General features: G+C 58.4%; 19 protein-coding genes. 7 read left to right on the forward strand and 12 right to left on the reverse strand.

The genetic code is table 11. From position 1 onward, the window contains the following. Positions 1 to 228 precede the first annotated feature (228 nt). From P5540_13000 to dinB, 4 genes are all read left to right on the forward strand, one after another. Positions 229 to 579, forward strand: a complete 351-nt coding sequence (locus P5540_13000) for a glycine zipper domain-containing protein (protein ID HRT65733.1) — start codon at positions 229 to 231, stop codon at positions 577 to 579. A 73-nt stretch (positions 580 to 652) separates the two neighbouring features. Continuing rightward, positions 653 to 901, forward strand: coding sequence for a hypothetical protein (locus P5540_13005; GenBank protein HRT65734.1), 249 nt, complete (start codon positions 653 to 655; stop codon positions 899 to 901). 25 nt (positions 902 to 926) lie between these two features. After that, the gene (locus P5540_13010) at positions 927 to 2,876 is read left to right on the forward strand and encodes a tetratricopeptide repeat protein (GenBank protein HRT65735.1); all 1,950 of its coding nucleotides are present in this window, start codon (positions 927 to 929) and stop codon (positions 2,874 to 2,876) included. 130 nt (positions 2,877 to 3,006) lie between these two features. Further along, positions 3,007 to 4,167 carry a DNA polymerase IV gene (gene dinB, locus P5540_13015; GenBank protein HRT65736.1) on the forward strand — a complete coding sequence of 387 codons (1,161 nt, stop codon included), beginning with the start codon at positions 3,007 to 3,009 and terminating at the stop codon, positions 4,165 to 4,167. Here the strand turns inward: dinB and P5540_13020 are convergent. From P5540_13020 to P5540_13035, 4 genes are read right to left on the reverse strand one after another with little or no spacing between them, the layout of a single operon-like run. Beyond that, positions 4,164 to 5,069, reverse strand: a complete 906-nt coding sequence (locus P5540_13020; GenBank protein HRT65737.1) for an alpha/beta hydrolase — start codon at positions 5,067 to 5,069, stop codon at positions 4,164 to 4,166. The genes dinB and P5540_13020 overlap by 4 nt on opposite strands. Before the next feature lie 46 nt (positions 5,070 to 5,115). Beyond that, positions 5,116 to 6,297 (reverse strand): glycosyltransferase, encoded by a 1,182-nt coding sequence (locus P5540_13025; GenBank protein ID HRT65738.1) that lies wholly within the window; start codon positions 6,295 to 6,297, stop codon positions 5,116 to 5,118. Between the two features lie 5 nt (positions 6,298 to 6,302). Further along, positions 6,303 to 7,796 (reverse strand): O-antigen ligase family protein, encoded by a 1,494-nt coding sequence (locus P5540_13030; GenBank protein HRT65739.1) that lies wholly within the window; start codon positions 7,794 to 7,796, stop codon positions 6,303 to 6,305. Between the two features lie 2 nt (positions 7,797 to 7,798). Further along, positions 7,799 to 9,127: a hypothetical protein gene (locus tag P5540_13035; GenBank protein ID HRT65740.1), complete on the reverse strand. Its 1,329-nt coding sequence runs from the start codon at positions 9,125 to 9,127 to the stop codon at positions 7,799 to 7,801. A gap of 231 nt (positions 9,128 to 9,358) precedes the next feature. Here P5540_13035 and bamD point away from each other — a divergent pair, with 231 nt between their 5' ends. Genes bamD through holA form a run of 3 tightly spaced genes read left to right on the forward strand, consistent with a single transcriptional unit; the run spans position 9,359 to position 11,969 of the window. Beyond that, the gene (gene bamD / locus P5540_13040) at positions 9,359 to 10,372 is read left to right on the forward strand and encodes an outer membrane protein assembly factor BamD (protein ID HRT65741.1); all 1,014 of its coding nucleotides are present in this window, start codon (positions 9,359 to 9,361) and stop codon (positions 10,370 to 10,372) included. After that, a complete protein-coding gene (locus tag P5540_13045) occupies positions 10,369 to 10,935 on the forward strand; it encodes an LptE family protein (protein ID HRT65742.1) in 567 nt (188 codons plus the stop codon). Before bamD ends, P5540_13045 begins: the two co-directional genes overlap by 4 nt. A 14-nt stretch (positions 10,936 to 10,949) precedes the next feature. Continuing rightward, positions 10,950 to 11,969: a DNA polymerase III subunit delta gene (holA, locus tag P5540_13050; GenBank protein ID HRT65743.1), complete on the forward strand. Its 1,020-nt coding sequence runs from the start codon at positions 10,950 to 10,952 to the stop codon at positions 11,967 to 11,969. Positions 11,970 to 12,053: 84 nt separating this feature from the next. Here holA and P5540_13055 read toward each other — a convergent pair whose 3' ends face one another. The 8 genes from P5540_13055 to P5540_13090 form a co-directional block, all read right to left on the reverse strand. Next, complete coding sequence (locus tag P5540_13055) at positions 12,054 to 12,359, reverse strand: transcriptional regulator (protein HRT65744.1); 306 nt, start codon at positions 12,357 to 12,359, stop codon at positions 12,054 to 12,056. After that, positions 12,356 to 13,102, reverse strand: a complete 747-nt coding sequence (locus tag P5540_13060) for a hypothetical protein (protein HRT65745.1) — start codon at positions 13,100 to 13,102, stop codon at positions 12,356 to 12,358. Before P5540_13060 ends, P5540_13055 begins: the two co-directional genes overlap by 4 nt. Positions 13,103 to 13,187: 85 nt before the next feature. Beyond that, complete coding sequence (locus P5540_13065) at positions 13,188 to 14,525, reverse strand: SGNH/GDSL hydrolase family protein (GenBank protein HRT65746.1); 1,338 nt, start codon at positions 14,523 to 14,525, stop codon at positions 13,188 to 13,190. Positions 14,526 to 14,563: 38 nt separating this feature from the next. After that, entirely contained in the window at positions 14,564 to 15,835 is a 1,272-nt protein-coding gene (locus tag P5540_13070; GenBank protein HRT65747.1) for a hypothetical protein, read from the reverse strand. Positions 15,836 to 15,933: 98 nt separating this feature from the next. Beyond that, positions 15,934 to 17,298 carry a phosphomannomutase/phosphoglucomutase gene (locus tag P5540_13075; protein HRT65748.1) on the reverse strand — a complete coding sequence of 455 codons (1,365 nt, stop codon included), beginning with the start codon at positions 17,296 to 17,298 and terminating at the stop codon, positions 15,934 to 15,936. After that, a complete protein-coding gene (locus P5540_13080; protein ID HRT65749.1) occupies positions 17,289 to 18,488 on the reverse strand; it encodes a M28 family peptidase in 1,200 nt (399 codons plus the stop codon). Before P5540_13080 ends, P5540_13075 begins: the two co-directional genes overlap by 10 nt. A gap of 110 nt (positions 18,489 to 18,598) precedes the next feature. Continuing rightward, a complete protein-coding gene (locus tag P5540_13085; protein ID HRT65750.1) occupies positions 18,599 to 19,624 on the reverse strand; it encodes a hypothetical protein in 1,026 nt (341 codons plus the stop codon). 4 nt (positions 19,625 to 19,628) lie between these two features. Further along, positions 19,629 to 20,390 carry an ABC transporter permease gene (locus tag P5540_13090; GenBank protein HRT65751.1) on the reverse strand — a complete coding sequence of 254 codons (762 nt, stop codon included), beginning with the start codon at positions 20,388 to 20,390 and terminating at the stop codon, positions 19,629 to 19,631. Position 20,391 lies beyond the last annotated feature (1 nt).

Here is a 20,391-nt window from a genome sequence, read left to right on the forward strand (position 1 = left end):
ATGAAGCCAACAAGATCCCGCCAACGGGATTTTTCTTAGCCGGGGATCGGGGACGAACTGGCGTTTTCGTCCGGTTTTTTCATCGGAAATATTGCAAAATTCATGAATAAATTCCTTCGCCCAAACGTCCATATATATGAAAAATCGTTGAGATGGCCGCGCCATGTTGTGGTAAGATACCGGAACCAAAAGGAACGCATATCAAAACGCGAAAATGGAGGTAGTGCAATGAAAACGTGGACGTTGGCCTTGACCGTGGCAGGCGTCGCGATTGTGTTTGTTTCGTTGACCGGCTGCCAAACGCGGGCGCAGGAAGGCGCATTGCTGGGCGGTGCGCTGGGCGCCGGCACGGGCGCGATTATTGGCAGTACGACCGGCCACGCGGCCGGCGGAGCGCTGATCGGCGGCGCCGTTGGCGCATTTTCGGGCGCCATCATCGGCGATCAACTGGATCAGGCCAACAAGCGGCCTGCCGCGCCGCCTCCGTCGAATACCACCCGCGGCCATTACGAGAATCGCATTGTCCGAACCCCATCCGGAGAAACCTACGAAGAACGGGTCTGGGTGCCCGACCGCTAATCCCGCTTCGGGATTGATCACGCAGCGCCGCTGGCGGACCGTGTGCGCATGCACAACGGCGGCGGCGATGTTGATGGCGTGGTGGGGGCCCCATACCGTGGACTGGATACGAAATCCCATCGCCTTTTTCGGCTATTGGGTTCTTTTCGTGTTGCTGTTGGCAATCACTTTTTTCACAGTCGCTCTGGACATTCGTTACATCCGGTTGCAGTATCGGCTGGGACAGCGTGAATTGCTGCGCCAGACGCTGGAAGACGAGGAATTTCGGCGCGCGTTGCTGGATGCCCGGAAAGCGGGGGGAAACGGCCGCCAACGAGATTGAACGGGCAGGCAAGGAAGGGTGTTCCGTGCAATTTCCAAAAATTTCCGCAAGGGAAATACTAATCGCTGTGGCGCTGATCGTGGTCGTGATGACGATCTACGGGCGGACGGCGCAGTTCGAGTTTTTGAATTACGACGACAACCTGTACGTGACCGGATGCGTGCAGACCCGGAACGGCCTGAATTGGGACAATGTCGGGTGGGCGTTCACCACAGGCGCCGCGTCGAACTGGCACCCGTTGACGTGGCTGTCGTACATGCTGGATGTGAGCCTCTTCGGCGACAAACCGGGGCCGATGCACCTCGAAAACGCCGTCTGGCATGCCGTCAACAGCGTGTTGCTTTTCCTCCTGTTGCGAATGACCACCGGCGCCATGGGACGCAGCGCGTTTGTGGCGGCGTTGTTTGCGCTGCACCCGTTGCATGTGGAATCGGTGGCCTGGATCGCCGAGCGGAAAGACGTTCTCAGCACGTTTTTCTGGTTCTTGACGACACTGGCCTACGTCCAGTATGTTCGCCGTCCGGGTGTCGTGCGCTATCTGCTCGTGCTGCTTCCCTATGGGTTGGGTTTACTCGCCAAGCCGATGCTGGTGACGCTTCCGGCGACGTTGATGCTTTTGGATCTGTGGCCGCTCGGACGCTATGAAAGCGCCGAAAAATGGCCCCTACGCGCCGTCCGTTTGTTTGTCGAAAAACTGCCCTTGTTCATTCTTGCCGCCGCGTCGTCCGTGGCCACGATCATTGCGCAACATGGCGGCAAGAGCATGACGACGCTCGACGTGTTGCCCTTCGCCCAGCGTCTGGCGAACGCGTCCATTTCCTATGTCGTTTATCTGGTGAAAACGGCATGGCCGGCGAATCTCGCCCCGTTTTACCCCCATCCGGGTCCGGCGATATCGTACCCAACCGCTGCCTTGTGCGCCTTCTTGCTGTTGTCGGCCACGATAGCCGTCTTGGTCGTCATCCGCCGCGCGCCTTATGTGGCAGTGGGTTGGCTGTGGTATCTGGGAACGCTTTTGCCGGTGATAGGCATCATTCAGGTGGGCGCGCAGGCCATGGCCGATCGCTATACCTATGTCCCGCTGATCGGCATCTTCATGGTTATCGCATGGGGGGGCTACGATCTCGTGATCGCGTTTACCCCTCCCCGGCGCAAAATCGCCGCGCAATGGGCGATCAAAGGAATGGCGTTGTTGGTCTTGCATGTGTTCGGCATTGCCGCCGTCGTTCAGACGCGGCATTGGAGCGACAGCATTTCGCTGTTCCGGCACACACTGCGCGTCACCAAAAACAATCATCTCGCCCATAAGAATCTCGGCGTGGCGCTGGCCGATAAAAAACATTTCAAGGAAGCGATGGAAGAATATGTTAAGGCCATCCGGATCAAGCCCAACGATCCGGACCTGTATTACAACATGGCCAACGCGCTGAGCGAACTCCAGCGATCGGAAGAAGCCGTCGAATATTATCGAAAAGCCATTGAAATAAACGCGGATCATCTTAACGCCCACTACAATCTCGGCAACACGCTGGCTCACATGGGCCGTTTCGGGGAGGCCGCCGCGCAATATCGGGAAACGCTTCGCATCGAACCCAATCATACGGGCGCGCTCGTCAACATGGGCAACACGATGGCCATGAACAAACATCTCGACGAGGCGGAAAAATATTACCAACAGGCCTTGCGACTTGAACCGGGCAACCAGGAATCGCTGTCCAATCTCGGTAATGTGTATGCCGAGCAGGGGCGAACCGGCGAGGCAATCGCGCAATACCGCAGGGCCGTGCAAAACGACCCGCGCGATGTTCAGTCCTACAACAACATGGCTCAGACGCTCATCAAGGCGGGGCGGTTCACGGAGGCCGCCGAGGCGCTTGATCACGTCGTCCGACTCGATCCGGGCAATGCTGCCGCCCGAGAAATGGCGAGAAAACTGCGGGAAAGCGATCGCCCGCCCCCCGCGGCTAGCCCGTGAATTCATACATTCGCCACAAAAATCATCCCAGGATCATGGATCCTTCGGAGGCGTTTCAAACATCGAATTTTGAGTTGACTTGGGAAGTCTTTTCGGATATGCTGCAACTGAACATATTTACAGTATTCGTATGAGCCGCCGGATTCTCCATATAGACATGGATGCCTTTTTCGCGTCCGTTGAAGTAGTGCGCAATCCCGCACTGCGCGGGAAGCCGCTGATAATAGGCGGCGGCGCAAAGGATACACGCGGGGTCGTTTCGACGGCATCGTATGAGGCACGAAAATATGGGGTGCATTCGGCGATGCCGATCATGGAGGCCCGCAGACTTTGTCCGCATGGAATATTCCTTCGTGGAAATTACGCGGCCTACCAGGAAGCGTCCGAACAGGTCGGGGCTATCCTGGAGACGGTGTCGCCTTGGGTCGAGGGGGTAAGCATTGACGAGGCCTATATTGACATCACCGGATCGCAGAAATTGTTTGGAGGCGACGACGCGATCGCCGCGTATTTGAAGTCGCGGATCCGCGGGGAAACGCAGCTGCCATGCACCATCGGCATCGCGCCGAACAAACTGGCGGCAAAGGTCGCGACGGATGCGGCCAAGCCCGACGGATATCTCCGCATCGAAGAAGGACAGGAGCGGGCCTTTTTCCACCCGTTGCCCATCGGCAGACTGCCGGGTATCGGGCCGCATACCGAAAAGATGCTCGAATCGCTGGGTATCGCAACCATCGGCCAGTTGGCCGACATGCCGGTGGACCGGCTCCTGCGCGTTTTCGGCCAATCGGGACATGCGCTGCAACGGGCCGCGCAAGGCGTTTCGACATCGCCGGTTGAACCTTTTTCGGCAACGAAATCGGTTGGGCGCGAGACAACATTTGAACAGGATCTGCTCGATTGGAAGCAAATCGGGCGCATCCTGTTTTCCCTTGCAGAACGGGCCTTGTATGCCTTGCGGGAAAAGCAAATGGAAACGCGATGCGTCACGCTCAAGGTCCGTTACAGCGATTTTTCGACCTGTACCTTTGCAAAGACGCTGCCGGATCCCACGTGCATTGACGCGGACATACACGATGCCCTGCGAGGACTCATCCCAAAGGCCCAAAAAAACCAAGCGCCCGTCCGATTGATCGGCATAACGCTTTCGTCGCTCACCCATAAACAACACCAGTTGCCCCTGTTCGGCGGCGAACGCTCTCAGCGCTGGGAACGCGTTCTTGAAAGCGCGGACCACATTCGCGACCGTTACGGGCTTGAATCGCTCCGGTTCGCCCGTTCGATGGATTAGCCGGATGGCACGGAAGGCCATTCGGCTTCGACTTCCGCGATAAAAGATTTGAGTTCGTTCTTGAACTCGTCCGGATAGCGCCCCAGGAAATTTTCGTGATGGCCGTCCTTGAAAATATGCAGCCGTTTTTTGCTTGCCGCACAGCGATTGTAAAGATCCATGGTTTCGGAGAGTTTGAGAAATCCCTCGGCATCGCCGGCCATGACCAAAGTGGGCATCGTGCAGTACGGCATGTACGCCAGCGGCTGCATTTCCCGGGCGGAAGCGCCCATGCGCCAATGGAGAAGAAGACGGCCGGGAAAAATCAGGAAATGGGGAACATGGTAAAGGTCCACCCGGTTGAAGATGGCGTTGTCAATGGTGTCGTAACTCGATTCCAGAACGGCAAAAGCGAGGTCGCCGCTATCTTTGAGTGAATAACAAATGGTGGCCGCGCCCAGCGAGATGCCGTGTGCGCCGATGTGCCGGTAGCCGCGATCACGCAGGAACGCGCGGCAGGCGGCAAGGTCTTTGCGTTCGTGCCAGCCGATCGAAATGAGGTCTCCCCCGCTCTTGCCCGTTCCACGCAGGTCCGGCATGAGCACGGAAAAGCCAAGCGTGGAGAGATAGTATTCGGCGCGCGAATTGAACTGCCGCCGGTCGGCGCCGATTCCCGCAAGAAAAATGACCGCGCGATCCGGCGCATGCGCCACGTGCCACGCAGACAGCCGTATGCCGTCTTCGGTCGTAATGGCCACATTTTCGACCGGCTTGCCTGCAAGGGTTTCCGGATCCTCGAAGGTGCGGTGCCGCGGTTGGGTTACCATGTGGGCGGCGATGGCCCCGCCCCCAATCCAAATGGCAAGAAACGCCACGGCGATGATCGCGGCAGCGGCAATCGTTATCTTTTTCCACTTCGTCATGACTGAAATCCTTTGTGACAACGGTTCGCCCCGTTTTGATGGTCTTTCATGAACCGGATGCGGCGGCCTCCTCGATGATCGCGCCCATTTCCCGCACCAAGCGATCCAGCGAAAAACATTCGTATGCGCGCGCGCGGCCTTTCTCGCCCATTTCGCGGGCGCCTGCGGGATTGTCCAAAATCGCGATTATCTTTTCGGCCATGGCGGCCGGGTCGTTGGCTGGCACGAGATGGCCCGTTTCGCCGTCCACGACGGTATCGAGCGGCCCCCCCGCCGCCGTCGCCACGACCGGACAACGGGCGGCCATCGCCTCGACGATTGTGCGGCCGAACGGTTCCGGCGTCGCCGAGGGAAGCACCAAAACGTTCGATGCCGAAAAGACGGCAGGAATGTCGAAACGTATGCCGGTGAAAAGGACCTGTTGCGAAACACCCAGTTCCTCGCATCGTTTCCGCAACATGGGTTCGTAATCCGGCTTGTTGACGGCGGGACCGCCCACAATGAGAAATTTTGCTCGGGGATGACGTTCGAGAACGCGGGGAATCGTTTCGACCAGCACGTGCTGGCCTTTCCAGGGTTCGAGGCGGCCGACGGTTGTGACGACGGGAACGTCGGGCGCTATTCCAAGTTCTTCACGCAGGGATTGCCCGTCGGGCATATCATCGTATTCGGACAGGTCAATCCCGTTGAGGATCGTCCGCAAGCGCGGGCCGCAAGCGCGCATCGAGTCCGCCACGGCGTTCGAGATGGCCACGGCGCGTGTCGCAAGGCGCGCAACCATGCGCAACAACAGCCTTACCACGCGCGAATCCGGGTCCATCTCGCGCACGTGCCACACGAGGGGTCGCCCGGCCAGTTTCGCGGCCACGGGACCCACAAGATTGTACAGGGTGTTTACATGAACCACGTCGGCCTTCAACCGGCGAATGATCCATGCCACATGCAGGACCGACACGGGATAAGAAAGGAAAAACCGGGCGAGTTTGACCGGATCGAGCGCCTTGCGCGGGGGCACGAGCATCGTTTCGATCACGGGTATATTTTGTGCGCGATACCGCACGGCCATCGGATCCCCCGTCTTGAGAATGACGGCGGCGGCAAAACGGTCGCGGGGCAGGTATGTGACAATATCGAATAGGGAACGGTCGGACCCCCCGCAGATATCGGAGGTGTAATGGCAAAAGACCACACGCAGCAGTCCGCCGGAAGATAGTCCGCCAAGCGCCATTTCCTTCAGCCCTCCTCCGGAACCGGCGCCAAGGAGTTTTCGACCGCTCGATCCGCCTGGGCCGCCATCAGCGTTGAAAGCGCCAACAGCAGCCAGAACGATTGCGCCATCACGGGCCACTGGAAAAAGTTTTCAAAGGCCGAATGCAGGAGGTAGCCGAGCAGCGCCGCGGTCACACTGGTTGTGAGATTGTGGGCCGGTTCATCGAAAATTTTAAGACGGCGCGCCCGAAGCATGACCCGAAACCAGAGGAACAGAAACCACAGCAGCGCAGCAAGACCGACGGCGCCGATGCGGACCAAAATCTGCAAATAAGCGCTGTGGACGGTTGATTCAATCCAGAGCGGTTTCCGGATGACGCGCATGCTGGGCGGCGGCGGCACGTAGCCGCGGCTCTTCACGATGGCCTGTACGCTGAATTCGCAACCCCAACCCAGTCCAAACACCGGATATTCACGGAATATGTGCCATGCGGCGGTATAATAATAGATTCGTTGGAGCAGCGACCTTTCCCGGTGCGAGATTTCGATCGTGCCAAGCCGTTGAATGACGAGATGACCGAAAACCGCCGAAAACAGCGCGCCGATTACGACCGTGGCGGCTATCATGAACCAGGTCTTCCGGACGGAGAAAAAGATCCACGCCAGCGCGAAGGCAATCGCAATCCATGACGCGCGGGTGCTGGTAAAGACCGCCGCGGCCAGACACACGCACACACAACCCATTCCTATCAGTCTGACGAGATGGGATCGGCTGGACAACACCAAGCCCACGGAAATCGCGACGGACAACACCATCAAACCGCCCAGTGGAGTGGCTCCGTAAAAAGAGCCACTACGAATGCCGCCATGGAAAACCTGGTCCGAAATCAACTGATTGCCCGCAATGCCAATGCCGGTAAATCGTTGAAGCACGCCATGAAGGGCAACCAGAGTCATGCCCGCCATGAAACAGAACAGGATCGTCTTGACTTGCCGGGGGGTATGCACCCGATGCAGGGCCAGCAGATACAGGACGATATATTCGATGTACTGCCGCCAGTCCTGCAACGCCTGTTTGAACGAATTGCCCAGATAAAAGGCTGTAATCAGTCCGACAAGCGATGCGCCCACATACGCCGCAAGGCTCGCCTTGGGCAACGCCGGGGACAGACGTTCGCCCCGCACAACAAACAGGAAAGCCTCTTTCAAGACCAGCACGAGGATTATGACTTCGGGCAGATTGATCGTGATCGAGAAAAATTCACGTTGGACCACGCCAAGCGGACCGATCGCGAACGCCACGAAACACAGTCCATAAAATGGATTCCAGACCAGGGCGCCCCCGCCAAGCAACGCAAATGGAATAAAGAGCGCCATCCAAACGGGGCCATCGGCCGCCGCCAGCGCGAAAAGGGAAATGAAACCTATCCCCGTGGCCGCCAGAACGGCTAGCGCCACGCCCAAAGGCCACGACATCGGCGGAATGCGGGAAGCCGTTGGCGCCGCGCTGTCCGGCATGATCAGCGTCCGAACACCGGTTGCAGGATCATCCGGCGCACAACGGAAAAGGCCGCGAAGAACGCCAACCCCGCGCAGAAAGCGGCCGCTCCGAACAAGATCGCGCGGCGAAAGCGCGGCAACGGCCACTCGGCTCCCTCCGAAATGACCTGCAGGACCGGGTGCTTGATTTGCCCGGCCACTTGGGCATATTCATGCTTCGATTTGATGTTCTTGAAGGTGGTTGATGCGATTTCGAGTTTGCGCTCGACCCGCTCCCGTCCGGTAACGGCTTGGGCGTACTTGGCTTGGATTTCAAGCCGTTCCGATTCGAGTTCATCGAGCACCGACAAGGTTTCCTTCAATTCGGCTTCCTTGGCGGCCACCCCCGCGTTCGATGCGGCAATTTTCCCCTGAATGTCAAGAAACGTCGTGTTGATGTGTTCCATGGTCAGCAGCGGGGCGGAATCGGACGGTTTGGAAGCGTCTTCCTTCGACATGGGCAGCCCCCACTTGCCGCCGAAAACGTCCAGCAGGGGCTTGGATGGCTGCACCTGAAGTTTGATGGTCGGTTCAAAATGGCTCAGGGATTCCGTAAAGGCTTGTAATGAAGCCCGTTCCGCAAACAACTCGCATTGCAGCCGGGTCCGGGTTTCCTTCATCCGATTGATCAGGCCGACCAGATCGTTGAGGCGCAGTTTATAATATTCAACATTGTTTTCCGTCCAAAACTTTTCACTTTCGAGTTCCGCCTGTTCGAGTTCGCTTCCCAATTTTTCGACACGCTCATCCAGCGCCTCTGCCGCCGGCTGCTGCACGGCATCCTGAAAACGGGTGGCCGCTTCCGAGACAATCGCGCCCCATGCGTTGACAAGGACTTTGGCGTCTTTGGGAACGCTGCACTTGGCCGTCAGTTCCAGAATCGGCGCGTAGGTGAGTTCATAGGGCGTTTCCTTGGCGATGGTAATCTGGTAACTGAGCCGCGTCTTGAGTTTCGTGATGTCCTTGATGGGCGCGCTCAATTCGTTGGACTCATTGACGCGCTTGAGCGTGCGTTCCAGCACTTCGTCGCCCATGCAAATAAGCGACAGCGACGTCACGTCCAGCGGCGTGGCCATCATGATGGCAAGATTGTCTTCGGTCGCCTTGGTGTTGGCCCGCAAGGGCATGGGCGTCAACACCAGTTGCGCCTTCGATTTGCTTTTGTTCGTTAGTTTGCCGATTGCCGCGCCCATGGCGCCCAGGACAACCGCGCCGATTAGAATCAGCGCCATGTCCTTGCGAAGGGCCTGGAGCATGGTGTACAAATGAGCGCTATACCATTGGGAAGAACCGATTGCCGCCTCGGACATGCCTTGTCTCCGCCATTTTCCGCAGGGCTGAAACGCCCGCAGGATCACGATGAGTCTAGCACACGCGGAAAAGGGTCCGCAAAACTTGTGCGCCGCCTTGCGAATGGCGTCCCGCCCCTGCTAGTATCCCGCAAGGATCAATCCGCCATGGGCCCGGGCAATGGGGCTGATGTGCGAAAGTAGCGGAAGAGTCTGTACGGGCGCGAAGGGCGCCTGCGTGGAGGCACGACAATGCGAAAGCAGTTCGGCCGGTTGGTGATCGTGGCGGCGGCGCTGGCAATGATGCCGTGGGCGGCCTATGCCCAGTGGACATGGACGCCGCAAACAGGGCGGTTTGTGAATATAAAAAGGCTTCCCAAGGAAACCGCCGAACTCCAGATCGAATTCGCGCGCGGTTTCCTTGTCAAGGGAGACCATAGCCGGGCGTGGCGGGAAACCAACAAATTTTTTGAGTTCTACCGCAAGGATCCCCTTGCGGATCAGAACCAGTTTCTGCGCGGCGAAATCCGCATGGCGGAAGAAAAATGGGTCGAAGCCGCCAAGGAGTTCCAACTCGTCATCTCGAAATATCCCGGTACCAGCCTGTATGACAAGGTAATTGCCAAGCAGTATGAAATCGGCGACAAACTGTACGCCCTTGGCCAGGCCAAAATAAAAAAGAATTTCCTCCACTTCTTCAAAAAGCGGCCCTTCAAAAAAGCCATCGAGGTCTACTCGATGGTCATCAACAACCAGCCGTTTACGGACGCCGCCGCGGAAGCGCAATACAAGATCGGCCTGTGCCGCCATACCCGCAAGGACTACACGGAAGCCGCATTCGAATACAAGCGCGTGATCGAAGACTACTCGACCTCCGAATGGGTGGACGAGGCCTGTTACGGTTTGGCGGAATGTTATTACGAGTCCGCCCACGGACCGCAATACGATCAAGGCCCCAGCAAACTGGCCGTCGAGGCCATGGATGATTTCAAGAGGCGATATCCGGACGACGAACGCAATGCCAAACTGGACGAAAAGCGGGCCGCCATGCGTGAACGAATCGCCACACAGTATTTGGAAACGGCCAAGTATTACGAAAAGCGCAGGGAATTTGATGCCGCCCGGATTTATTATGAACTCCTGACACGCGATTTTACCGATACGCCGCTTGCCGAAAAGGCGCGGGGCTGGATGGAAAAACACCCCGCCCCCGAACCGTCGCCGGCCGAACGCGTATTGCATTCAGGACAAACCTCCGCGTCATGAAACGATTTCTTCTATCGGGCGCCTTAATGCTGACGGCGGCCGTTATCGCGGCAGGATGCGGCTACTCGGCCCGAAGTTCGCTGGACGCAAAATACCGGACGATTTACATTCCGGCCTTTCAGAACACGAGCAACGAATACGATTTACAGGCCGCGCTCACAACGGCGGTCATTCGCAAGTTTACGGCGGACGGACGCCTGCGCGTAACCGGCCCCGGCGAGGCGGATCTCATTCTCGAAGGAACAATTCGCTCGTATGCGCTGCGCGGGCTTACCTATGATCGCAACGACGAAGTCACCCAGTTCCTATGCGCGATAACGGCGCAGGTGCGTCTCAAGGAACAGGACACCGGCAAGGTTGTTTGGGAAGATTCGGACATGGCCGGCGAGACCACCCTTTACACGCGCGCACCCGGACTGGGCGCGGATCGTCTGCGGGGCAATGTGCAACATTTTCTGCCCACCGTGCGTTCCTTTGCAACCGACGCCGAAAACCGCGCCGCCACCGAAGCAATCGAACAACTGGCATCCGATATTTTCTACCGCACGGTGGAGCCGTTTTAGCACGGAGTATTCCGGTGAACGTCCAATCATTCCTAGAAGGAATCGGAAAAAGTCCGCCCCCGCCGGTAGTCCTCCTTTGTCCCGGAAAAGCCAATCCGAAATCAAATAAAATCACGTTCGAACCTTATTTGGCCGAGGAGGCGATTGCGCGACTCGTGGACGCCGTGGTGGATCCCGGCGTGCGCGACCTCGCCTATACCGTTTTCCACGGAGATGAAACCAGCGCGCAGGAAATCGTGCAGGAAGCGCGCACCGTGCCTTTTCTCGCCGAGCGCCGGGTCGTGCTCGTACGCAACGCGGACCGTTTCGGGGCGGATTCAGGCGAGGAAGCCTTGTTGGAATACCTGGAAACGCCGTGCGACATGACTTCGCTGCTGATGCTTGCGGGACAGGTGGACCGCCGCACCCGTTTCTACAAGCTTTGCGAAAAAGCCGGCCTCGTCGTTGAATGCCCCATGTTGAGTCAGCGGGAAGCCCCCGCATGGGCCATAAAGGAAGCCCAAAAGCGCGGCAAAAGACTGGCCGTCGCAGCCGCGGAACAATTGGTGCATCGGTCGGGACTTCATCTGGGCGACATCAATAATGCCCTGAACATTGTGGTCTCTTTTGTCGGCGACCGTGAAACAATCAGCGAAAGCGATGTGGTCGCGGCCTGTGCCGATGTGGCCGAGGAGGAAATCTGGACGTTGACAGACGCGATTGCCGCGTCGGAGATGCCCAAGGCCCTTGAATCGCTCCGGCGCCTGCAAGACCTGGGCAAGCAAGAAGACGAAATTCTCGGCTCGATCAACTGGCTGCTCACCAGCGCCTATGCCGTCGAATCCGGCGGAAGCCATGCCACCGTGCATTCTTTCGTGGCCGAAAAAGTTAGACCCCTCGGCAAAAAATTCGGCCTGAAAAAACTCCGTGACGCTTTTCAACTCTGCACCGACACGCATTTTATGATACGTTCGACCGGCGTGGACGGCCCCTTGGCGCTGGAACTCCTTGTCCTCAAGTTGGCGGCGCCTTTCCCCAAACCCGCCCGGACGTAAAATCATCCCGGATGGAATGGCCCGGCCGAACGTATTGCCCTTCGGGTAAAGCCTGCCGGACCCACTCGGCGCCCCGTGTTGGTTTCAGCCTTTGTCGTTTCCGCCGTCGCGCAAGGCGCGGATGGCGTCGAGTCCCGCCCAGTATTCGTCGAGCGCGTCATGGCCGGCCTTGGTCAGGCGGAACGCCGTGTGCGGAATCTTGCCCTTGAAACTCTTGATTACCTCGACGTATCCGGCCTTCTCCAAACGGTCCATGTGGGAAGACAGATTGCCTTTGGTCAATCCCAGCGTTTCAAGCAGGAAGTTGAAATCCGCCATGTCAACACCGGCCAGGATCATGACAATCCGCAGCCGGGCCGGCTCGTGTATGGTGCGGTCGAGGTCGTTCATTCGACCTCATCTCCCTTTGAACGATCCTCTTCTTCCATGCCGGCGCGAACCAGCGCCTTCAGGCGGCGCAGGGCGTAACGGCTGTAGAAATGTCCCACGAGAATGGCGATAAGGCCGCCGCCGAATATGGGCACCAGCACGTCGAACGCAAACCATTGTCCGTGGAAATGCAGCGGCGCGCCCGCGACAAGCGCAACCGCATAGGCGGCATACAACGCAGGCCAGACCCATGCCCACCACCCCAATCGCTGGGTAACGATCATGACGGCCAGAAACGGGGCCAGATACAGCGCCGACAACGGCTGGATGTACTCGACCGGCAAACGACGCATGCCGATAAGAAATGCGCCCACGAGATGATAGAGGCACAACCCCAGCGCCAGCGTCACAAACCACCACGGCCGGCGGGTTCTCTTGTCCACTTTGCCCTGGCCGTAAACGGCCCAGCCTTCCTTGCCGTAGAGCCATTGGCTGATACGCCAGATTTGTTCACCGCCCCATTTGGCCACCGAAAACCACACCAGCAGCAGATTGGTCAACGCCAGCGCCGCGATGCCGATCCAGACCAGCGTGCGGTGCTGCGTCTGAAAGGCCCGAAGCGTGAAAAACGCCAGCGCGCCGACGATACTCACGAGCACCACGATGAACACCCACTGCACGAGAAAAGGAATCGTACGGCTGCGTGCATATCGTTCGGCCCACTGCGCAATCAGGCGCGGGTCGTTGCGTATATCCGGAGACATGAGCGAACCTCCTTTGCGAAACTGGAGACAAAAGCGGTTTTAGCACTATCGCCCGCCCAAGTCAAGGTTCATTTGTCGTAAAACGTTATTGTTCCGGGAACAGGCCGAGCAGGACGCGCGCAAAGAGTTCATGGCCGCGGACATCGGGATGATTGATGGCGTTGGCCAAAAGGGTGATATAGGGAATTCCGCGCCGCCAGAGCGCACACCATTCGGCGGACGCATCAGCCACCGCGATGCCGTGCGCTTCGCCGAATTGCCTGAGACCACGGACATAGGGCCGCGGATCCTCGTCGAATTTCATCGTTTCGACTTTCATCCAATCGGGCCGGACAAGATGCGGCGTAATGAGGATCACTTCTGAACCATTCTGCTGCAACTGCCCGACAACTCCCGCGTAGTGCGCGGCGACTCCGGCCTCGTCAAGATAGGCGTCGTTGACGAATTCGATGGTAACAAGGTCGGGCTTGGGTTCGAGCACGTCCCGGACGAAATCATGTTCGCTGCCGCGCGGCGAATCGAGGTAGGCCTTGCTGCTGGCCCCGCCCCATCCGGCCGTCAGCATCGTAACCGGCGATTTCGGGAAACGCGCCTGCAACAGTTTTTGGAATTGATATTGATACCAGTCGGCCTTGTTTGCGCCAACGCCGCCGCCGCAGGTGACGCTGTCGCCGAATGCGACGACGACAACCGGTTTGCCTTCACGGAGTTTTGCAAGCGTCCGGGGAAGCAAGCGCTCGGCAACAGGAATCGAGCCGGAATAGGCGGGAGGAAGATTCGCATCCACCGGGAAAAGACTTTCTTCGGTCAGTTTGCGCGTCTCGCCCGAGATAAAGACATTCGCAATGACGGTTTCGCCCGCGTTCACTGCCGGCGGCAGGGCCAGCGCCTGGGCCGGCGCGCCCCGGACAACGCGGAGGACGCCGTCAACACCGGCCACAAGACTGTCGAGGCGGTGATGCGCATATTCGTAATCGCAGTACACCGGCTGGTTTTCGGCAATGGCGCCGCCTTCGATCCGCCCAAAAGTGGCCCAAAATTCGTCGAAACCATAATCCTCGCCGGCCACAAAAAAACGCGATGAACCGGGCGCATCTTTCATGCGGAACGATCCGGGGGTCAGCAGGCCCGTGGCGGAACATTCTTCGGCTTGCAAGGGCGGCATCTTGACGCCTTTGAGCCAGCCGGGCGCCTTTTCATTGAAGACAGGGAGGCGGTCGTATTTTTCATCGGTCACTTTTACGAGCGCCGGCGGCTCGATATCCAGATGCACGGCTTTTTCGACCACGACGCGCTTGCCGGCAAGATGGATGCTGCCCGGCCCCACTTCGATCGCCCAAGGACCCGCGATATGAAGCGGAATCGTCGCGGGCGCGGCCGCCATGCACAATTTGCCTATCCACAAGACGGATGCCAATACCATGTCCCAATCTCCCATGCGGGCACGAAGCGATTAACAATTCACTTTTCGTCCCATTCTTCGGGCCGGGGCGATCGATCGGCGAAAGCCAGGGCCTCCTGCATATAGATCTCCGCGGTCATTTCACCCAGACACGTCTCCGTGATGTACTTGTAGCGGTCGAAACTGTTCCAGTCCACTTTGCAGAGCATATAACCGAAGGCGTCGTTCGTTAGGCCGAACAACAGGTTGTGCCGCCCGTGCATTTTCCGCTTGAGGTAATAACCGACATTCGGGAGCGCCTCGCCGGGGATAGTCAGGATTTGCGCGTTGCCGATGTTGACCAGATTGACTTGCGTCGAGATAGTCCTGTCGTCGTTGGCTTTGTATCCGAGCGGTGAATGGGCAAGGATAGCCAAGAGCAGATCCGAATCTATGGGCAAACGCAACGCGAAAGCCGCGCAAAAGAGTTTCGGATTTTCGTGCGGGGTGGCCGCTTCCGCGATGCGCAACGCCTCGTCGGCCATGAGTTGTCCTATGCGGATGCACTCGTCCCATGTCTGGATGTCGCCCAGCGGTCCGCGGCAATCCGCCGTGACCATGCCGCCCTGGGCGCTGTTCATAAAGAGCCCCAAGCCGCCGCCCTTTTCCTCGATGCGGTCATACAGCGGCCCGCAGAGATCCGGCGAGAGAATGCCCTGGCTGTCGCCGATGATTTCGGGATGCGTCGCGTAATTCACCAGCGTCGCAATCGGTTTTTTCTTTCCTGCAACTTGGATGACGCTCATGCGGGGATCGTACAGTTGCGGCGCATAGTAGTTGTACGCGATTTTGCCGTGCGCTTTGTCCGTGGCAATTCTGATCGAAGCCGGTTGCAGTTTTTTGACGGCTTCGTTGACGGCTTCGGCCGTCTTGGCGCAGACGAATTCGATGTATTGGAGATCCGCGGCGCACTGGCCCTCCCTGTTGACGAACCCGTACAGATCCGGCGCGCTGTGCGTATGGGTTGCGCCAATGATGATATTTTCCGGCGGTACGTCTCTGACTTGTGCGCGCACGCGCGAGGCGAGCACACCCGGAAATCCGAGAAAATCCGTTCCCACGAACACCACGCGCGTGCCGCCCTGTTCCATCGCCAGCGCGCGAACCGTTAGTTCGCCCATTTTTTTCGTGGCGGGACTGGTTCCGCCCGCACCGCCCGTTACCGGCAACAGCGGATCGGGCGTGACCACGCGAAACGCCGCGCCGGCGCGGAACTCGGCCGAAGCAGGCGTTGGACATACCGCAAGAAAAATCAAAACGACAAGAACAAGGATGGACAGATGTGCGCTCATGGCTCTCTCCGGTCTCCGACGCAATGCCGGCGCCGTTTCAATGGAAACGGCGATGCGTTCTTCTTGTTGTTAAGACAGGGCGGCCGGGCCGCCTTGGGTTATTTGTTCAACTCATCCAGTTTGGCGCGGATGAGATCGTGGATTTCCTTGAGTCGCTTGCGGGAGTCCGCTTCGCAGCGCATGACGAGCACGGGGGAGGTGTTGGAAGCGCGCAGGAGTCCCCAACCGTCCGGAAATTCGATGCGGGCGCCGTCAATGGTATTGACGTTGTAACCCTCGTCCTGGAAGTACTTCGTCGCCTGGGCGATGACGGCGAACTTGCGCGATTCCTCGGTCTTGATGCGGATTTCTTCGGTTACGAAGGTCTTGGGCACGTCGGCGAGATGTTCGTGCAGCGTTTTCTTTCCCAGCGACAGGAATTCGAGCAGGCGCGCGCCGGAGTAAATCGCGTCGTCGAATCCGTACCAGCGATGCTTGAAGAACATGTGGCCGCTCATCTCGCCCGCAACCTGCGCATGAAACTGTTTCATGGCGGCCTTGATGAGCGAGTGGCCGGTTTTCCACATGACGGGCTTGCCGCCGCTTTTTTCGATGTCGTTGTAGAGCGTGCGCGAGCATTTAACTTCGCCGATGACGGTTGCGCCGGGCTTTTCGCGAAGGATTGATCGCGCGAACAGGACCAGCAGTTTGTCGCCCCAAAGAATTTCACCGGTGTTGTCCACGCCGCCGATGCGATCCGCGTCGCCGTCGAACGCAATGCCGCAGTCGGCTTTCACGCGCCTCACGGTGGCGATGAGTTTCTTGAGGCTGGCCGGCAACGTCGGATCCGGGTGGTGGTTCGGGAAGTTGCCATCCACATCACAGTATAGCGGAATGACTTCGCAGCCCAGTTTTTCGTACAGCGGAACGGCAATGCGCCCGCCGACGCCGTTGCCGGCGTCAACGACGACTTTCAGCCTGCGTTTGATGTCAATGATTCGCGCGACCTTGGCGATGTATTTCGGCACGATGTCCATGCGCCTAATTGTGACGGGCTTGCGCGTGGTCTTGAACCCGCCCTTCATGGCGATGGCGCCGAGTTTCTGAATTTCCTTTCCATGTATCGTCGTGTTGCCGATGGCCACCTTCATGCCGTTGTACTCTTTGGGATTGTGGCTGCCGGTAATCATGATGCCGCCGTCCACGGGCAGGTTGAACAGGCCGAAATAAAGCAGCGGCGTCGGCGTCTCGCCAAGGTCTATGACATTCACTCCGCACGAGGTAATCCCGTTGACGATCGCGCGCATAAATCCTTTCGAACTCAGCCGGCCGTCGCGCGCAATGCAAACGGTGTTGTGTTTCCTGTTGTTGCGCAACATGACGGTGAACGCCTGCGCGACGCGCTCGACGACGTCTTCCGTCAGGTCCTTTCCGGCAATGCCTCGAATGTCGTATTCGCGAAAAATCTGTGGATTTATTTGCATGGTTCTTTCTCCTCTTTTTCGATGGTTGCCGCCAATCGGCGGATCAGATCTTCCGTGAAATCCGCCGCGCGGACCACGTTGGAACCATCCACATGGGCAATCCTGTCCATTTCCTGCGGTTCACCGGCGCCCGTTACGGTAATCGTCCGATACCCGTGCGCCAAGGGGATTAGGCTATCCCAAGACGCGGCGCGTATGCAACGCGGCAGGGCGCCGTAAGCCGGGGCGGCTTCCCGCGCCGCCTGAACAAGGTCGCGGTCGCATCGGTACGAAACCAGCATGCCTTCGCGGGTCGTGTAGCCCGGCGGACCCGCACCGACCGTGTCCAAATTGATATAGCAGGTTGTGGAACGATCGAATCCATGAGTGGAAACAAACTGCCTCGCGCCGCTCATCCAGGTCTTGTTCGCGCCCGTCGCCACGAGATGAAGATCGACATGCTTCAGGGGCGTTTCACGGAAACGTTCCGCAAGGGACAGCAATGCGGCCACGCCGGACGCATTGTCGTTCGCGCCGCGGACGGGCTCCGCCATCCATTGGTTGATGGTTACAAGTACGGCCCCGGCCAGCAAAAATCCGGTGGCCGCCCAGCGTGCACTGGCTTCGTACAAACCGGACGGCGATCCCTCGTGCAGCGCCTCGACCGCGCAACTGGCGATGACTCCAATCATGCAAACGAGCAACCCGGTGTGCAGCCACGGCAACCAGCGCCGAAGCGCGGGCCTTTCGAGAGGGCCTTTGAGGCCGGTGTCGTAATGCGCCATGACGACCACGGTCCTGCGCGGATTGGGCGCGAAGAATCGCGCCACGACGTTTTGTGTCTCGAATTGGGGCATGAAACGGCTCATGACGCGGTACCCGGTGAATTCGGCGAGGTAAACGACGAACACGGCCACGCCGTAGAAAAAGGAAATCAGCGGCCACCCGATCGCCAGCAACGACACGATCGCGAATTCCGCATAGTAAGACGCAAAGACGATGAAGGGGTTGTCTATGCTGTAAAAATCGTCCATCTCGACGGTCTGCGCAATCGGTTTCAGGCGATCGTGGATGTATTCGGCGGCGGAACGTTCCATGGCGGTATTCGGCAGGCGGTGATGCAGCCGTCCAGCCAGCGCCTGCAGGTCAGCCTGTGCGCGGGCGATTCGCAACTCCGTTCCATCGTTAAGGGATTGATTTTCACACGACATATCCAGGCTACTTTATACGCGGCCGCCGTGAAACACAATACCGCGGCGAAGATTGTGTCCGATCCGACTGATCCGACTGATCCGCCCGATCCGCCCGATCCGGCCCATCGCTACTCGACCGCGCCGGTGGCGGGATTGTAGAGCCAGCGTCGGCCGGCGTACGGGTGCGAAGGAATTGCATCCATGATATGTTCCGTCACCAGTTCGTCGAGGGCGGCCGGAAATCGCAGGAACCGTTTCTGAAAACTCTCGACGGCCGTTTGCAGATTTTTCCTGATGCGCTTGACGCGTTCGTCAAGGACGGTTGTATTTTGGGCGCGGCCAAGGGCGTCAATAAAAAATTTTCCGCCCAGCGGATCGCGCGGCGCTTGGTCCAGAATGCCGCCGGTTACCAGATCCTCGATGGTTTCAGGCGCCTGCCCATGGCGTTGCCGGTACAAGGCAATAGCCCCGTCCAGTTGCGCGCAGGCAACACGCAAATCCAATTCGGCTAGTTTACGCTCCGCCAGTTCGCGCATGAAGGGGTCGCCGCTTTCAAGGGCATGCATCCACATTGAACGTTCGACGTCCAGCAAGTTGTATTCGCCCTGGAGCACTTGCGCGACTTCGAGCACGAAGGGCGGCGCGTGGCCGGTTTCGACGGCCATGCCAAGGTACTTGGCGGCTTGAACGGGCGAATCGGGCTGCTCGCGCCGGTTGATCAGATAAGTCATGGCGATTTCATAGGGCAGTTCGTATGCAAAGGGATTGTGCGCCATGCCGCGTTTCAGCAATTCGATGCCGGCATTGTCATCGGCCTTGAGCGAAATAAGGAAGATGGCCAGATAGCGGCAGGCTTGCACATTATATGGATCAAGCCGGGTGATTATGTCGGCCATGTGGTTGAGCCATGTGAAATCCTGATCCGAATGGAAGTGTTCGGCGGTGTATTGAACGCATTTCAGCCACAGGAATCCGGCGACGATGCTGTCCATGCCCGCGCAAAAATGGTTGAGTATTTTCTCATTGGGAAGATAGAGCATTTCATCGCCGCGATTTTGCGCATGGATTGCCTCAAGACGCCGCTGGATGCCCGCGGCGCCGCCGAATCCCAGCACGACGGCCAACAGACCGATGAGAATCCTCCGGGCGCGCATCGAACTAGACGTCCTTTTCCTCAAACGCCAGTACGGCAAGAATCAGCAACATCACCGTATAGGCCGCGCCGTACGCAAGCGCCCACAGACAATACAGCGACGACACCGCAACGCCGTTGGCCGCCTCGGCGCGAATGTTGAAATGGTCAAGGTTCGGAACAATGTAATAGAAAATCTGGAAGATGGGACGAAAAGCGCTTTCAGCGAGCGGCTTGGGCAGATCCACGAGAATGCCGGTCGCATGGCCGAGAAAAAAACAACTCAGCACGACGAACGCACCGAGGATGGGGGCGGCCAGCGACGACATAAGCGTGGCGAAGGCCGTCAGGAGCAGGAGTTCGGCATAGATAAGCACGGCCGCCCAGTAGAAGGAAGAATTCAGCGTCCCGCCCAATGCCAGCACGTAAAGGGTGGCAACGACCGCCATCGCCGCCGTTATGACAAGCAGGAGCGCCCCCATGCCCATGTATTTGCCCAGGATGAATTCGTATCGGCGAATCGGCCGCGAAAGAATCGTATAAAGGGTTCGCTTGTCAATTTCCTTGTAGACCAGATTGGCGCCCACAAAAATAGCGATGAGCACGCCGAACACCTGAATGGCGGCCAGCGAGAAATCCTTCATGATTTTGACGTCCTGCCCCACGCTGATCCAGCCGAGGGCTTTCGATCCGAGAATGGATGCCCCCGCCAGGAACAGCAGCACATACAAAACCTTGTCCCGGACGGCTTCGCGGAACGTGTTGCGGGCGATGGCATAGGTGCGCATG

It is taken from the genome of Candidatus Hydrogenedentota bacterium, from assembly GCA_035450225.1.
GTDB lineage: Bacteria > Hydrogenedentota > Hydrogenedentia > Hydrogenedentales > SLHB01 > DSVR01.

What these genes read in the sequence shown, in the direction of transcription:
- P5540_13000 (HRT65733.1), top strand. Translation starts at nt 229, where the DNA reads ATGAAAACGTGGACGTTGGCCTTGACCGTGGCAGGCGTCGCGATTGTG.
- P5540_13005 (HRT65734.1), top strand. Translation starts at nt 653, where the DNA reads ATGGCGTGGTGGGGGCCCCATACCGTGGACTGGATACGAAATCCCATC.
- dinB (HRT65736.1), top strand. Translation starts at nt 3,007, where the DNA reads ATGAGCCGCCGGATTCTCCATATAGACATGGATGCCTTTTTCGCGTCC.
- P5540_13020 (HRT65737.1), bottom strand. Translation starts at nt 5,069, where the DNA reads ATGACGAAGTGGAAAAAGATAACGATTGCCGCTGCCGCGATCATCGCC.
- P5540_13025 (HRT65738.1), bottom strand. Translation starts at nt 6,297, where the DNA reads ATGGCGCTTGGCGGACTATCTTCCGGCGGACTGCTGCGTGTGGTCTTT.
- P5540_13030 (HRT65739.1), bottom strand. Translation starts at nt 7,796, where the DNA reads ATGCCGGACAGCGCGGCGCCAACGGCTTCCCGCATTCCGCCGATGTCG.
- P5540_13035 (HRT65740.1), bottom strand. Translation starts at nt 9,127, where the DNA reads ATGTCCGAGGCGGCAATCGGTTCTTCCCAATGGTATAGCGCTCATTTG.
- bamD (HRT65741.1), top strand. Translation starts at nt 9,359, where the DNA reads ATGCGAAAGCAGTTCGGCCGGTTGGTGATCGTGGCGGCGGCGCTGGCA.
- P5540_13045 (HRT65742.1), top strand. Translation starts at nt 10,369, where the DNA reads ATGAAACGATTTCTTCTATCGGGCGCCTTAATGCTGACGGCGGCCGTT.
- P5540_13055 (HRT65744.1), bottom strand. Translation starts at nt 12,359, where the DNA reads ATGAACGACCTCGACCGCACCATACACGAGCCGGCCCGGCTGCGGATT.
- P5540_13060 (HRT65745.1), bottom strand. Translation starts at nt 13,102, where the DNA reads ATGTCTCCGGATATACGCAACGACCCGCGCCTGATTGCGCAGTGGGCC.
- P5540_13065 (HRT65746.1), bottom strand. Translation starts at nt 14,525, where the DNA reads ATGGTATTGGCATCCGTCTTGTGGATAGGCAAATTGTGCATGGCGGCC.
- P5540_13070 (HRT65747.1), bottom strand. Translation starts at nt 15,835, where the DNA reads ATGAGCGCACATCTGTCCATCCTTGTTCTTGTCGTTTTGATTTTTCTT.
- P5540_13075 (HRT65748.1), bottom strand. Translation starts at nt 17,298, where the DNA reads ATGCAAATAAATCCACAGATTTTTCGCGAATACGACATTCGAGGCATT.
- P5540_13080 (HRT65749.1), bottom strand. Translation starts at nt 18,488, where the DNA reads ATGTCGTGTGAAAATCAATCCCTTAACGATGGAACGGAGTTGCGAATC.
- P5540_13085 (HRT65750.1), bottom strand. Translation starts at nt 19,624, where the DNA reads ATGCGCGCCCGGAGGATTCTCATCGGTCTGTTGGCCGTCGTGCTGGGA.
- P5540_13090 (HRT65751.1), bottom strand. Translation starts at nt 20,390, where the DNA reads ATGCGCACCTATGCCATCGCCCGCAACACGTTCCGCGAAGCCGTCCGG.